This window comes from Clostridium sp. USBA 49, assembly GCF_900167505.1.
GTDB lineage: Bacteria > Bacillota > Clostridia > Clostridiales > Clostridiaceae > Clostridium_AT > Clostridium_AT prolinivorans.
The window spans coordinates 66,732-81,946 of record NZ_FUYD01000008.1 but is presented as its reverse complement, the minus strand read 5'-3'; the positions used below and the strand labels follow the sequence as shown (position 1 = coordinate 81,946).

At 26.1% G+C, this 15,215-nt stretch carries 15 protein-coding genes and 1 pseudogene; 12 read left to right on the top strand and 4 right to left on the bottom strand.

Features of this window, described 5'->3' with window-relative positions; translation table 11 throughout:
* Positions 1-15: 15 nt before the first annotated feature.
* Positions 16-483, top strand: coding sequence for a hypothetical protein (locus B5D11_RS12835; protein ID WP_228201991.1), 468 nt, complete (start codon positions 16-18; stop codon positions 481-483).
* 97 nt (positions 484-580) lie between these two features.
* Here B5D11_RS12835 and B5D11_RS08855 read toward each other — a convergent pair whose 3' ends face one another.
* Positions 581-1,057, bottom strand: coding sequence for a nitroreductase family protein (locus tag B5D11_RS08855; protein WP_078682680.1), 477 nt, complete (start codon positions 1,055-1,057; stop codon positions 581-583).
* Positions 1,058-1,346: 289 nt separating this feature from the next.
* Between B5D11_RS08855 and B5D11_RS08850 the strand changes: the two genes are divergently transcribed.
* Positions 1,347-1,637: a DUF503 domain-containing protein gene (locus B5D11_RS08850; protein WP_078682679.1), complete on the top strand. Its 291-nt coding sequence runs from the start codon at positions 1,347-1,349 to the stop codon at positions 1,635-1,637.
* A 123-nt stretch (positions 1,638-1,760) separates the two neighbouring features.
* Positions 1,761-2,702 carry a CPBP family intramembrane glutamic endopeptidase gene (locus B5D11_RS08845; protein WP_180376992.1) on the top strand — a complete coding sequence of 314 codons (942 nt, stop codon included), beginning with the start codon at positions 1,761-1,763 and terminating at the stop codon, positions 2,700-2,702.
* Between the two features lie 413 nt (positions 2,703-3,115).
* On the opposite strand, the gene B5D11_RS08840 is transcribed toward B5D11_RS08845, so the two are convergent.
* Together B5D11_RS08840 and B5D11_RS08835 are read right to left on the bottom strand one after the other, a co-directional pair.
* Complete coding sequence (locus tag B5D11_RS08840; RefSeq protein WP_242942260.1) at positions 3,116-4,321, bottom strand: 3D domain-containing protein; 1,206 nt, start codon at positions 4,319-4,321, stop codon at positions 3,116-3,118.
* Positions 4,322-4,539: 218 nt separating this feature from the next.
* The gene (locus B5D11_RS08835) at positions 4,540-5,454 is read right to left on the bottom strand and encodes a type II restriction endonuclease (RefSeq protein ID WP_078682677.1); all 915 of its coding nucleotides are present in this window, start codon (positions 5,452-5,454) and stop codon (positions 4,540-4,542) included.
* Between the two features lie 138 nt (positions 5,455-5,592).
* Between B5D11_RS08835 and B5D11_RS08830 the strand changes: the two genes are divergently transcribed.
* The 4 genes and pseudogenes from B5D11_RS08830 to msrA form a co-directional block, all read left to right on the top strand.
* Entirely contained in the window at positions 5,593-6,309 is a 717-nt protein-coding gene (locus tag B5D11_RS08830) for a TRM11 family SAM-dependent methyltransferase (RefSeq protein ID WP_078682676.1), read from the top strand.
* A 67-nt stretch (positions 6,310-6,376) separates the two neighbouring features.
* On the top strand, positions 6,377-7,129 hold the full coding sequence (locus B5D11_RS08825) for a DNA-methyltransferase (RefSeq protein ID WP_078682675.1): 753 nt from the start codon (positions 6,377-6,379) through the stop codon (positions 7,127-7,129).
* 12 nt (positions 7,130-7,141) lie between these two features.
* Positions 7,142-8,065, top strand: a complete 924-nt coding sequence (locus tag B5D11_RS08820; RefSeq protein ID WP_078682674.1) for a DNA adenine methylase — start codon at positions 7,142-7,144, stop codon at positions 8,063-8,065.
* Positions 8,066-8,226: 161 nt separating this feature from the next.
* A pseudogene (gene msrA, locus B5D11_RS08815) lies at positions 8,227-8,757 on the top strand (peptide-methionine (S)-S-oxide reductase MsrA); the annotation flags it as partial.
* Positions 8,758-8,958: 201 nt separating this feature from the next.
* Here the strand turns inward: msrA and B5D11_RS08810 are convergent.
* A complete protein-coding gene (locus B5D11_RS08810) occupies positions 8,959-10,872 on the bottom strand; it encodes a cell wall-binding repeat-containing protein (protein ID WP_078682672.1) in 1,914 nt (637 codons plus the stop codon).
* Positions 10,873-11,116: 244 nt separating this feature from the next.
* Here B5D11_RS08810 and B5D11_RS08805 point away from each other — a divergent pair, with 244 nt between their 5' ends.
* The 5 genes from B5D11_RS08805 to B5D11_RS08785 all read left to right on the top strand — a co-directional run bounded on the left by B5D11_RS08805 (position 11,117) and on the right by B5D11_RS08785 (position 15,211).
* Entirely contained in the window at positions 11,117-11,557 is a 441-nt protein-coding gene (locus B5D11_RS08805; RefSeq protein WP_228201992.1) for a putative ABC transporter permease, read from the top strand.
* Positions 11,558-11,692: 135 nt separating this feature from the next.
* Entirely contained in the window at positions 11,693-12,688 is a 996-nt protein-coding gene (locus B5D11_RS08800) for a dipeptidase (RefSeq protein WP_078682670.1), read from the top strand.
* A 20-nt stretch (positions 12,689-12,708) separates the two neighbouring features.
* Positions 12,709-13,740, top strand: a complete 1,032-nt coding sequence (locus B5D11_RS08795) for a threonine aldolase family protein (RefSeq protein WP_078682669.1) — start codon at positions 12,709-12,711, stop codon at positions 13,738-13,740.
* A gap of 79 nt (positions 13,741-13,819) precedes the next feature.
* On the top strand, positions 13,820-14,395 hold the full coding sequence (locus tag B5D11_RS08790; protein ID WP_078682668.1) for a LemA family protein: 576 nt from the start codon (positions 13,820-13,822) through the stop codon (positions 14,393-14,395).
* A 3-nt stretch (positions 14,396-14,398) separates the two neighbouring features.
* Positions 14,399-15,211 carry a TPM domain-containing protein gene (locus B5D11_RS08785; protein WP_078682667.1) on the top strand — a complete coding sequence of 271 codons (813 nt, stop codon included), beginning with the start codon at positions 14,399-14,401 and terminating at the stop codon, positions 15,209-15,211.
* Positions 15,212-15,215: the final 4 nt, after the last annotated feature.

The following is a 15,215-nucleotide window of genomic DNA, read 5'->3' as shown; positions in this document are numbered from 1 at the left end:
AGGAGGTTTTTTATAATGAGTGAATTTAATGAAGATTGCCCTTTTAGAGAGCAAATGGAAGGAGTATCTATGATGCCTGGATACATACCAATGCCTATATCGGCTCAGCAAATGTATCCACAGTATCAAGGTATACCGGGATTTATACCTGGGATGCCATATTTTATGACAGATGGGACTACTGCAGTACCACCATATCCAACACCTCAAACTCTTCAAGGTATAGCAGATTCAAATTTTGAAACAGCACCTGGTTCACCTGTTCAGCAGGATATAAATTACACACAAGGATATTTAAGAACACAAATTGGCAAAAGAGTTCTTATAAGTTTTTTAATTGGAACTAATACTTATCAAGATAGAACAGGAGTTTTAGAAAAAGTAGGAATTAGCTATGTTATTTTAAGAGAACCAGAGGGAACAGAATTACTTTGTGATATTTATTCAATTAAATTTGTTAGAGTTTTTAGTGAAACAAAATAAATAATAAATATTAAAATTTTGTAATTAACCTTAAAAAATAAGAGAGTAATTAGTTTTATATAAAATCAAATATAATTACTCTCTTATTTTTTATAATTTATTCTATTATACTAACAAGCTCTTCTATAGATTTTTTATCTTTTTCTTCAGGAGTTTCATCACCATAACCTATAGGAACAAGTATACAAGGTTCCATTCCATCTGGTATGTTTAATATTTTACTTACTACATCTCTTTCAAACCAACCTATATAGCAAGTTGCTAAACCTTCATTAGTAGCTGCAAGTACCATATTTTCTACAGCAATAGCTGTATCAAAATTTTTTCCTTTTTCGCAGCATGCTATCATAAGTATTGGAGCGTCATATAAGAAATCTTGATGACAAGCTTTTGAAACAATTTCTTTTCTTTTTTCTGTATCTTTTACAAATAAAAATTTATAAGGCTGACGATTATTACCTGAAGGAGCAAGTTTTATAGCTTCATAAAGTTTTTGAAGCTTTTCATCAGGAACTTCCTTTTTTTTATACTTACGAATAGCTCTTCTTTTTTTAATAACTTCATTAAAATCCATTTTATTACCTCACTTTCTTTAAATAATATTTTACCACAATATAGTATCTACTAGTAAATAAAAATAATTATTAATAATATAAAAACTAAATAGTTTAGTAAAATAATAATTTTTATTAAAACATATATTTAATTAGAAAAATTAATTGTTCTATCAAACAAATAACTAAATAGTTATTTGTTTGATAGTTTTTTTATATTTAAAATTTTTAATATAAAAAATCTTTTGATAAAAAAATATTATATGAGATAATTGTAATATAACATCTAGATGAAATGGAGGAGCATTTATGAAAATTTTAATTATGAAAGTTACACTTAGAGCATGTTGGGTACATTCACTAAAGGAAAAGAGAATGGTTGTAAAAAGTATTACTCAAAAGCTTATAAATAAATTTAATATATCAGTAGCAGAAGTAGATAAGCAAGATATTCATCAAATAATAGTAATTGGTATAGCAGGAATATGCGGAACTTCACCTCAAGTGGATTCTACAATGGAAAATATTATTAGATTTATAGAAAATAATACAGATGCTGAAATAATTGATATTCATAGAGAAGATATTATAGACTTATAGATTATATATCATTAAGATTATATATTATTATAAATTTAAATATTTTATTAATTTATTATTGATATTGTTAAATTTATATAGTATTATTAAAATATGGTAAATTTTACTAGAGAGGGGACAAAAATGGGGAAAATATTTAAAAATAATAAAAATCAAGTAAGAGCTGGATGGGAAATTTTATTTGTTATGGTATCTTATATGTTTTTTTCAGTTGTAATTTCTGCAATAACAGGTATGATATCAGTAATATTTATAGCTAAAAATGTACCAATAGAGCAAATACCAAATACAATAAATAATTTTATGCAAGCAAATCCATTAGGAATTTTATTAACTCAAGTTATGGATTTTATAGCATTAATTATTGTGCTTACAATAACTATAAAAGCCATAAATAAAAAGAAGTTTAGTGATTTTGGTTTTGCATCTATTAGAAAAAATTATAAAAATTTGCTTTTAGGTCTTTTACTTGGAGCAATTTCTATGACTATTATATTTTTTATACTTCTATTTACTAAAAATATAAAACTTGAAGGAAGTTTAGGAAAACCTAAATTTTCATCTTATACTTTTTATGGATTAATATTATTTATAATTGTAGGAATTAAAGAAGAGCTCCTTTCAAGAGGATATTGTATAACTTTATTAAATAATCATATGAAAAAACCATGGCTTTCAATTATTATATCCTCAATTATTTTTTCAGCAATGCATTTTTTTAATCCTAATGTAAAAATTTTAGGATTATTTAACATAGTTTTAGTAGGAATATTATTTGGTTACATGTTTGTTAAAACAAAAAATCTATGGATGCCTATTGGATATCATATAACATGGAATTACTTTCAAGGAAATATATTTGGATTTCCAGTAAGTGGTACAGATCCTCATGGTATATATACTATTAAAGAAGTAAATGATAACATATTAACTGGTGGAGCTTTTGGACCTGAAGCAGGAATAATTACAACTATAATTATAATTACAGGAATGATAGTTGTATATAAATTTTCAGATATTAAAGAAATGCCTGCAACAAATTATGTGCCATTAGAAAAATTATAAAATAATTTTTAATAAGCTGTATAAAAATATATTTATTTTTATACAGCTTATTTATATACCTTTTAAAATGATTTTTAAACAAAATGTTAAATTTTAGAAAAGATTTCTTTTATTGAAGGAATATTCAGAAAAATACAGAAATATATATTTAAAGGAACTTAATATAACTTACTATATAAAATTAAGGAGGGTACTAATATGCCAGATAAAGGAAAGAGCAAAAGCGGCTCAACTAAAAAAGGAGATAAGAAAAAAGAAAAAAAAGATAATAAAAAGAAATAGTATTATGTAAATTTTTGCCTTTAAATTAAAGTTATAATTAAGCTTTGCAAAAACTTTCAATATACATAGAATTTGCAAAGCTTAATTATTGATTTGTTAAATAAAAATATATAACATATGTTTTTTGAGCTTTACCATTCTCCTGGGTAAGCAACTATATGTAAAGTTACTGGTCTTCTACCCCAATTTATACATTCTTCTTCTGAGTTCATATAAAGATCTATAATATTACCCTTAATAGCACTTCCTGTATCTGAAGCAATAGCATAACCATATCCAGGTATATAAACCTTTGAACCTAATGGTATAAATGAAGGATCTACTGCTATAGTACTTAAGCTATTAGGATTTCTTACAGGCTTTAATCCCATAGCCGTTAATGTACCTCCAGTATAAGCTGTAGCAGTCATAGCATATGTAGCTTTATAACTACCTGTATTCCCTCTTGAAAGTGAAACATTTTGGCTTATTGTAACTGAGGCTTTTTCAGCTTCAGCTTTCTTTTTAGCTTCTTCTAACATAGAATTTAATTTTTTATTTCCTAAAGATATATAACTTTGAGCCTTATTTTTTACAGAAATAGTACTTATTTGAGGAATTAAACTATTTAAAGTATAAATAGCATTTTTTATATCATCAATACTAGAAGAACTAGAATCAATAATATTTATAGCATGTGATATAAGTTTTTCTTCATTCTCTTTTATTAGTTGTGCTGCAGAAGCTTTTTCCTTTTCATACTTTAAAACCAACTCTTCAAGTTTAACTTTATCTTCATTTATTTTATTGAGATTTTCTTCATTAGATTTTTTTAATTTTTCTAATTCTTGTTTTTTTGCATTAAGATTTTCTATAGCTTTATTTAAAACTTTCTTTTTTTCTTCTAATTCATTTAATATTTTTTTATCAAGTAATATAATTCTTTTTACAGATTCTATTCTATCTAAAAGGTCTGCAAAATTTTCTGATGACATAAGAAGGGTAAAAAAGCTTTCACTATAACTGTTTATATACATAGCCCTAAGTCTTTTATTTGCAATTTCTTGAGTTTCATGGACCTCTTTTTCTAAACTTTCCATATTCTTTTTTTGGGCTTCTATAAGTTTATTATTTTTTTCTATATTTTCATTATTATTTTTAATTTCTTTTTTTAGGTTATCTATTTTGGAATTAAGTAGAGATATTTCTCTATTAGTATTCATTATGTCATTATTAATTTGCTGAAATCTTACCTTGCTTTGAACCAATGAATTTTTAGGATTGTCAGCAAGTACATTAACAGGGCTTGTACTAAATAAAATTATAGTTACTATAAATATAGATAATAATTTTTTCACAATTTATACCTCCTTCTATAGTTTATATTATAACATATAATATAATTGTTATATTTAAATTATAATTTTAGTAGGTAAATATAGTATTAATTACTATGAAAAATAAAGGAGATACAAAAGGTACCTCCCATATACATAATTTTTTCATCTTTCAAAATTAGAATATGAATTTTATGTTACATAGAACAAGATGATGTCTATCTATGTAGCAAGTTTTCTTATTTAACATTTTTATTTAATATATCTTCTAGAATGCCTAGTTCTATCATTTTTAAATTTAAAATATACCTATTATGATTAAATGTCTCTTCTAGTGGGCGTTTTGCAGTTAGCCAACCCTTACCGTCAGTTATCCAAATAAATTCATGTCCATCTTGTTCTATTAAATCAAATAATGTTTTATATTCACCAGCTGTTGCTTTAAGTTTAGAACCAGCACCATTATAGTAATTAGTTTCTACTAAAAATAGTTTATAACCTGTATTAATTGCAAAATCAAATCTTCTTTCTGATTTATCTACAGTAACATTGAAGTCCCATTTTTCTCTTATTTTTGTTGCAGTAGCTTGTTTTATATATTGATAGTTATATTTAGTACAAATTTTTTCGATAAAGTGTTCAACTATATTTTCCATAGCAGTACCAGAACGGTTTTTTCTACCATTACTATCTAAACCAACTTCCACACCAAATACATAGTCTACTAAATTTTTTATGGTATTATCTTTAAATATATTTATTAATTTGGTATTTTCTATAAAAGTTATGATATTTTCAATATCGTTGCTATTTAAATGTTTTTTATTAAAATCAAAAATTTTATAATCAAATTTGTCATTTTCATTTAAAGATAAAATTTCAAATTTATTTTCTCTACTCGCCAATAAATAAGGAAATGCTTTAATTACTTCAGGATGTTTATTTAAAAGATATTTAAGCTCTTCTTTTATATTTTCTTTACCGATTAAATAGTTTAAAGTATTAAGTTCAATTTCTATGTCCTTAATGTTATTTTTTACTTTACTCCAATCAATAAAATAATCCCAATTTTTAATAGAATCTTTTAGAGAATCAATTAAAAATGAAAAAGTATTTTTAGATTTATCATAAAGAAAATGATTTGTATTTTTCATATAAAGCCTCCTAAAAGTATCAATTATATATTATTTTATTCGACAAATTAATTTATTTCCCTTTTAAATGCTGATTTTATGTTTAATAATTATAAGTTTGGATAAACTTTCAATAGATTTTTAAGGGAGAGAGTTAATATGAGTGAAAAATTTAAACTAGAAACAACTACGATTTGGAGTTTTAAGGATAGAGGGAATTATTCTACACATAAAGGAGACTATCCAGGTAATTGGAGCCCATATGTACCTAGAAATATAATACTTAGGTACTCAAATAAAAATGATGTTGTACTTGACCAATTTGTTGGTAGTGGTACTACTTTAATTGAATGTAGATTGCTTAATAGAATAGGTATAGGCTGTGATATAAATGAAAATGCACTTAAAAAATCATTAGAAAGAACGAAAAATATAGAAGCAAATAACAAAACAATATTGTTAAAAAGAGATGCAAGAAATTTATTTGGCATTAAAGATAATTCTATAGATTTAATATGTACACATCCTCCATATAGTAATATTATTAGATATAGCAAAGCAATTGATGAAGATTTATCTTTGCTTGAGTATGATAATTTTTTAATTGAGATGGTAAAAGTGGCAAGAGAATGCTACAGAGTATTAAAGAAAGGTAAATACTGTGCAATATTGATTGCAGATATAAGGAAAAATGGATATATTAAGCCCTTAGGATATGAGGTAATGAATATATTTATAAATCAGAGATTTAAGCTTAAGGAAATAATAATAAAAGAGCAACACAATTGTAGTAAAACAGATTATTGGAGGGAAATTAGTGTAAAAAGAAATTTTTATCTCATCGCTCATGAGTATTTATTTATATTTCAAAAATAGTCATTTTTATAACAAAACATTTATGATAAAATTAAAGGAGTATATTCAATATAAAGGGTGTTAGTATATGCAGTTTTATAAAGATAAAAATATTGAGTTAATATTAGGCGATTGTATAAAAATATTAAAGAATTTAGAAGAAAAAAGTATTGATATGATATTTGCAGACCCACCATATAGACTAAGTAATGATGGAATAACATGTAAGTCAGGGAAAATTGCATGTGTTAATAAGGGTGGATGGGATCGCTCAAATGGATTTGAAAGCGATTATAATTTTAATAAAAAATGGTTAGAGGCATGTGATAAAGTATTAAAAGATAATGGTTCTATATGGATATCAGGAACATATCATATTATTCATTCAATAGCATTTGCATTAATGGAGATAGGTTATCATATTATTAATGAAATAGTTTGGTTTAAGCCCAATGCAGCTCCAAATATGAGTTGCAGATGTTTTACTGCAAGCCATGAAGTTTTGATTTGGGCAAAGAAATCAAAAAATGCAAAGCATAAGTTTAACTATGATTTTATTAAAGAATTAAACGGTGGAAAACAAATGAGAAGTGTTTGGGAAATACCAACTACTCCTAAAAGAGAAAAAAATTTTGGTATACATCCAACACAAAAACCATATCAGTTGCTATATAGATGTATAATGGCATGTACTGATGAAGGAGATATTGTATTAGATCCGTTTTGCGGTTCGGGAACAACTGGCGTTGTTGCAGTAGAAAATAAAAGAAATTTTATAGGAATAGATACTGAAGAAGAATATTTGGAATTAACAAAGAAACGAATACTACAGATGTACTAGGAGGAATAGAATTTGTCAGATTTAAATGCAAGACCATTTTTAAAATGGGCAGGGGGGAAAAATCAGCTATTAGCTCAATTTCAAAATTATTATCCACAAAAATTATTACAAGGTAAAGTAAAAAGATATATTGAGCCTTTTTTAGGTGGTGGAGCAGTTTTTTTCTTTTTGCAATCTCAATATAATTTTGAAGAAATAATTTTAAATGATATAAATGAAGAGCTTATATTAACATATTATGTTGCTCAAAATAATGTCAATGAGCTGATTGAGCAACTAGAAATATTAGAAAACAGATATTTAGAAGGAGATATGATTAAAAAAGAAGAAATATTCTATGAGCAAAGAGAATTGTTTAATATAGAAAAGAAAACATTAAATTACAATATGTTTTCAAATGAATGGATTGACCATGCATCCAAAATGATATTTTTAAATAAAACATGTTTTAATGGATTATATAGGCAAAATAAAAAAGGAGAATATAATGTTCCATTTGGGAAAAGGAAAAAGGTAACTATATGTGATAAAGATAATTTAATAGCAGTTAATAGTGCTCTGAAAAAAGTAAATTTATTAATAGGGGATTTTGAAAATGTAACTAATTTTATAGATGAAAATTCTTTTTTATATATAGATCCGCCATATAGACCATTGAATGAAACATCAAGTTTTAATGATTATTCAAAAATACCTTTTGATGATGAAAGTCAAAAGAGGCTTGCAGATTGGGTAAGAATAGTAGTTGATAAAAAAGGTGCTTGTTTTATGTTAAGTAATTCAGATCCTAAAAATGTAAATGGAAATGATAACTTTTTTGAGGATATTTATAAAGGATATAATATAGTGAGAGTAAAAGCAACAAGAAACATCAATAGTAAGGGAAGTGGCAGAGGAGAAATAAATGAGTTGCTTATCTATAATTACGATTTATAAAAAATTATAGATTTATTGTATAGTATTTTTAAAATCATAATCAATACCTTATTTTTATACTACAAATTAAAGTATTAATTGTTATATTACGATTGATATTAATTTAATAAAAATATATAATTATTATTAAATAATTTTTTTTATTTAGAAGGTGATACATTATGGATAATAAATATAAAAAATATGAAACAGCAATATTTGCAGGGGGATGTTTTTGGTGCATGGTTTCACCATTTGATATTTTAGATGGAATAATTGAAGTTGTTTCAGGATATACAGGGGGATATCTTGAAAATCCAACATACAAAGATGTTAAATCTCAAAATTCAGGTCATTATGAAGCCGTAAAAATAACCTACGATCCAGAAGTTATAACTTACGATAAACTTCTTCAAGCTTATTGGCGTCAAATCGATCCAACTGATGATGGAGGTCAATTTCAAGATAGAGGTTCATCTTATAGGACAGCTATATTTTATACAACAGAAGAACAAAGAATAAAAGCAGAAACTTCAAAAGAAAATTTGGATAAATCAAAAAGATTTCCTAAACCTATAGTAACACAAATACTTCCAGCATCTAAATTTTATGAGGCTGAAGATTATCATCAGGATTTTTACAAAAAAAGTCCTACAGAATATAAGAGCGATAGAAAAATATCAGGAAGAGATGAATTTATACAAAAGTATTGGGGAGAAGAATACTATGATATTTACAATGATTAATAATAACTAATAGTAGATATTTTAATATAAATTATTATTAAATATTATTAATTAATTATATTTACTATATATAATTTCAATATATTAAAAGCCATGCAAAATAGCATGGCTTTTAATATTAATACTATATATTTTTAAGCTGTAAATAAAGTATAAAAGTATATAAATTTATTTATTTAGTTTATTTTTTATGCTTGTCCAATAATCTTCATCTTCAAGTCCGAGCCTCCAAAATGCTATACCTAAAAGATCTTTATTATTTACAATATCAAGTTTATAATTAATACTTTGTGCATTTTCAAACCAAACAGTATGTCCAAGAGAAGAGCTGTCTTTATAGGTAAAATAAGGACTTTTTGAAGTATTATCCCATTGAATAGAAGCTCCATACTTTTTAGCTATATTATATGTGTATGAAATTCCATAGGCTTTAGCTAAATCATCATTTGAAGGCCAATCATAACTGTACGCGGCAAGACCAAGAAGAATTTTTTCTTTAGGAATAACAGTAAGAGAATAATCTATTACCTTTTGAACCCATCCAATTGAAGCTATTGGACCTGGTGAACCTCCAGACCAATGTTCATCATAAGTCATAAGTACAATCTGATCAGCGTATTTTGCAATTTGAGCATAGTCATAAGCTCCAGTCCAAGAATTTTTTAAATTATCATAAGTCTTAGCGGGAAGAGCGACGGTAACTTTATAACCTAATGGCTTTAAAGCTGAATAAAGCTCTTTCATAAACAATGTAAAATGGCTTCTATTATAATAATATAAAGATTCAAAGTCAATGTTAACACCATTGTAACCATATGTTTTTAAAGCATTTAATATATTATTAATCAAAAATTTTCTTTTGTCTTCGTTTTCAAGTACAGCTTTTCCTAAATCTGCATTAAAATCATTATGTACCATAGCATAAGCTTTAATTTTATTATTATTTGCGTAGCTTATTTGATTTTTGGGAACATTTCCAAATATATTTCCATTACTATCTATTTTAAATGTGTCTGTAGCTATTGAATCAATTAAAGAAGCATGGTTAATTAATGAATTATAAGATAAATTGTCATTAGAGTTATAATAAGTAGTGTATGCTAAAACAACCTTTGATTTAAAATTTTTATCTATAAAGTTTTGCACTGTATTATCAGAAATAACTGATGTACCACCTAATATTTTTAAAATAGTTAAATTGGTTAAATTATCAATACCAGATAGTTCATTAGAAACACTGTTATTTGTTAATATTATAGCTGTTGAATTTTTAGCAGCTGCAACAGCACCACTTAGGGCATCAGCGAAATCTTCTCCGTAAGCAAAATATATTTGATTTAAATTAAGTTCTTTTGAAAATTTTTTTAATACAGATAAATTAGTAAGATATCTGTTAGTTCCGCTTAATCTTTCATAATTGCTTAAAAATTTTAAAGAAGAATCACTGATTACTCCACTTCCTCCAATAACGTAATATTTTGAAGAAGGATTCGTTTTTATAAAATTTTTAATATTATTAGGTATATAGTTTTTAGTAGTTAGCAAAATAGGCATTTGTTTTTGTGCAGCTATAGGAGCAATTGATAAGGCATCTGGAAAGTTTTCTCCTGAAGCAATTACAGTTCCCTTAGAAGTACCAATAATTTTAGCTACTTCAAGGCTTGTAGCATAACGATCAATGCCTGCAACACGGGTAAAAGTTATGTTTAAACTTTTAAGCTGATTTTCAATATTAGGAGATAATACTCCTGTTCCCCCTACTAAAAAGGCTTTTTTAACTTTTAATCTTTTTAACTCTGAAATTGTGTTGGTAGTCATAGTGTTTTCATAAGTAAGAATTAAAGGGGCATTATATTTTGCTGCTAAAGGAGATGCACTTAAGGCATCCGGAAAGTTTTCCCCAGAAGCTATAACTACATAATCTGATTGATTCCAAGAGTCTTGAGAGATTTTTATAGACGTTTCATACCGGTCAGCTCCACCAAGTCTTAACATATTAGGAGCAGCTAAAGTTGAATGAGGCTTTAAAGTTAATGCAACTAAAAATACTGCAGGTAATAAAATTTTTCTTAAGTTTATCATAAATCCTCCTTGTATAATATTTAGTAATATAACATTATTATAACGTATAATTTATATTTTTTTAATGCTAATAAATAAAAAATAACTTTATTTGAAAATATATTTTCCGATTATATTCTTATTTTAATAGATTATGTTTACTTCTCATATTGGATATTTATACCTAAAATGAATTAACTTTATTTTTAAAGGAAATACTAAAGTTAAAATTTAGTGATAAAACATAAATATGGGAGAGAGTGAAATGAAAAAGTTTATTATAATATGGTTTATTATGGGAATGGCTTATTTTACATTTGAAGGATTTATAAGAGGATGGACCAATATTTCTATGCTCTTTGTTGGAGGACTTTGCGGAGGACTTATTGGGCTTTTAGACGAATTTCCAAAAGTCTATAAATTTAAAATTTGGCAGCAATGCATATTGGGAACTATGATAATTCTTATTATTGAATTTATTTCAGGATTAATTTTAAATATGTGGTTTAAGCTTAATATATGGGATTATTCACAAAGATGGGGGGATTTTAAAGGCCAAATATGCATACCATTTGCTATAGTATGGTTTTTATTAACTCCTATTGCAATTTATCTTGATGACTGGATTAGATGGAAATTCTTTGGTGAAGAAAAACCCATATATAATGTAAAAGAAATATATATAAATTTAGTAAAATTAAAATAGCTGTTTAATAGTAATCATATATAGCTATATATTTTGATTATTAATTTTTAATTAAAATAGAAAATGAATTAAAATATTGTGGTAAAATAATAAAATTAGGGTATTTAATATATTTTAATAAAGGGGATATTAAAAGTGAAAGTTGTAGATATGCATTGTGATACTATTAGTGTTATATTAAATAAAAAAAGAGAAGGGGAAAATATTGAATTAAGGGAAAATAATTTAAATGTGGACATTTTAAAGATGAAAAAAGGGGATTATTTACTTCAAAATTTTGCTATGTTTGTAAATTTACAAAATGTAAAAAATCCTTTAGAAGAATGTTTAAGTTTAATTGATTGTTTTTACACAGAAATAGAAAAAAATAAGGATATGATATCATTAGCATTAAGTTATGATGATATAATTAAAAATAAAAACGAAGGTAAAATGTCAGCCTTATTAACTGTTGAAGAAGGTGGAACTACTTGCTCTTCATTATCAAATTTAAGAATACTTTACCGTTTAGGAGTAAGAATGATTACGCTTACATGGAATTACCCTAATGGAATAGGCTGGCCTAATATAGATTTATCCAATAAAAAAGGACAAGATTTTCATATACCTAACACAAAAGATGGACTTACAAATTTTGGGATTGAATTTGTGCAAGAAATGGAAAGACTAGGAATAATTATTGATGTTTCTCATTTAAGCGATGCTGGTTTTGAAGATGTATTAAGATATACAACAAAACCATTTGTAGCAAGTCATTCTAATTCTAGAAGTGTAACAAATAATGTTAGAAATCTTACAGATGATATGATTTTAAAAATTGCTCAAAGAGGGGGTGTTATAGGAATTAATTTTGCAGGAGATTTTTTAGAAGAACCAAAGACAGGTAAAAGATCACGTTCAAAAATTAGTAATATGATAAAACATATTAAGCATATTGTAAATTTAGCAGGAATTGATTGTGTAGGATTAGGTAGTGATTTTGATGGTATATATCAAGATTTAGAATTAGATAATGCAAGTAAAATGCCAGAATTAGAAAAAGCTTTAAAATTAGCAGGATTTAGTTATAATGATATTGAGAAGATTTTTTATAAAAATGTTTTGCGTGTTTATAAAGAAATACTTAAATAAAATAATTAGGAGGGCTATAAGTGTATAGTTTTAAAAATGATTACAGCGAAGGAGCACACCCAAGAATTTTAAATACTTTATTAGAAACTAATATGGAACAGCTTGAAGGATATGAGGAAGATATATATACTAAAAAAGCTATTAACTTACTTAAGGAAAAAATTAAAAGAGAAGATATAGATATTCATTTAATACCTGGTGGTACCCAAACAAATTTAATTGCTATTTCAGCTTTTTTAAGACCTTATGAAGCTGCCATTGCAGTAGATACAGGGCATATTTTTGTTCATGAAACTGGAGCTATTGAAGCTACAGGTCATAAAGTAATACCTGTAAAAGGCGTAGAAGGAAAGATTACTATATCTGCTATTAAAAAAGTATTAGATGTACATACAGACGAGCATATGGTAAAACCTAAATTAGTTTATATATCAAATTCTACAGAAATTGGAACTATATATACAAAGAATGAGTTAAAGGAAATAAGTAATTTTTGTAAAGAAAACAATCTTATTTTATATATTGATGGTGCAAGACTTGGTTCAGCTTTGACTTCAGAAGAAAATAATTTAACTCTTTCTGATTTAGCTAATTTTTCAGATGCTTTTTATATAGGTGGGACAAAAAATGGAGCATTAATAGGTGAAGCACTTGTAATTTGTAAAGATTCTCTTAAAGAAGACTTTAGATTTCATATAAAACAAAAAGGAGCAATGCTTGCTAAAGGAAGGATTCTTGGAATACAGTTCTTAGAGCTTTTTAAAGATAATTTATTTTTTGATTTAGCAAAGCATGCTAATAATATGGCTAAAATTTTAAAAAACGGAATATATGAATCTGGATATTTATTTTTAACAAATTCATCATCAAATCAGCTGTTTCCGATTTTCCCTAATGAATTAATCAAAAAACTTGAAGAAAAATATTCATTCTCTATATGGGAAAAAATAGATGAAGAAAATTCAGCTATTAGACTTGTAACATCTTGGGCTACTAAAGAAGAAAATGTACTTGAATTTATTAAAGATATTAAAAATTTTAAAAATAAGTAATTTTACATATAAATTATATTAAATTCATACGATATAATATTATAAAAATATAAATTATAATTTAAGGGAGGTATTTAAAGTGAAGAAAAAAACTTTAACGACACTTGCTATTATAGCAGGTATACTAATAGTTTTAATAGCATCTATAGCAGGAAGCTACAATAAATTGGTAGATCTTGAGCAGGCTGTAAAAACAGCAGAAGCTGATATAGATACAGATTTACAAAGAAGAAATGATTTAATTCCTAATTTAGTTGAGACAGTAAAAGGCTTTGCAGCACAAGAAAAAGATATATTAAATGAAATTGCAAATGCTAGGAGCAGATTAGTTAATGCAGGTAATGTAACTGAAATGGCTGAGGCAGATAATCAGCTGTCCAATGCATTATCTAGGCTTTTAGTAGTTGTAGAAAGATATCCAGAACTAAAATCAAATCAAAACTTTAGAGATTTAATGGTAGCTTTAGAAGGTACTGAAAATAGAATTGCTATAAAAAGACAAGACTATAATAAGGCAGTAGATAACTATAACACTACTATTAGAAAATTTCCAACTTCAATAATAGCAAATATATTCAGGTTTACTGAGAAACCATATTATAAAGCATCTGCAGGAGCAAAAGAAGTTCCTAAAGTAGATTTTAATGTTAAATAATATATGAAAAAGTTAGCTTATAAATTTAAATTATTAACAATAATTCTAATATTGGTGTTTTTTATACTGCCTATTTGTAAAGTTCAAGCAGTTAATAAATTTCCTAATCCTACTGAATTAAAATATGTAAATGATTATGTTGGGATATTAAAAGATGAAGATAAAAATTATTTAGTTTCTGTAGGTAAAGAGCTGGAGGATAAAACAGGAGCACAACAAGTAGTAGTTATAATAAATTCATTAGAAGGAAGAGATATAGAATCCTATTCAAATGAGTTATTTAGATCATGGGGAATTGGGCAAAAAGATAAAGATAATGGGCTTTTAATACTTGTATCCATAAAAGATAGAAAATGGAGAGTTGAAGTTGGAAGAGGACTTGAAGGAGTTATAACTGATATATACTCTCATAGAATTATGGAAGATTATGCAGTATCTGACTTTAAAAATGAAGACTATGGAAAGGGAATAAAGGATGCTTATTCAATATTTGCTGATAAAATTGCTTCAGAATATAATGTCACTTTAGAAAAAAATATTAAACAAAATATTAATAAAAAAGGTGTTTCTAATGAAGAAGAATCTTCTAATGGTTTAATTTTTATAGTTGGATTTTTGCTTGTTGACTTCATATTTTTCAGAGGCAAAATAATAAGATTTTTACTTAAATTATTCTTTTGGAATTCATTCTTTGGAGGAAGAAATGATGACTGGCACGATGATAATTGGCATAATAATGATTCAGGAGGCTTCGGAGGCTTTGGAGGCTTCGGAGGCGGCTCATCTGGAGGTGGAGGTTCTTCAGGTGATTGGTAAAAAG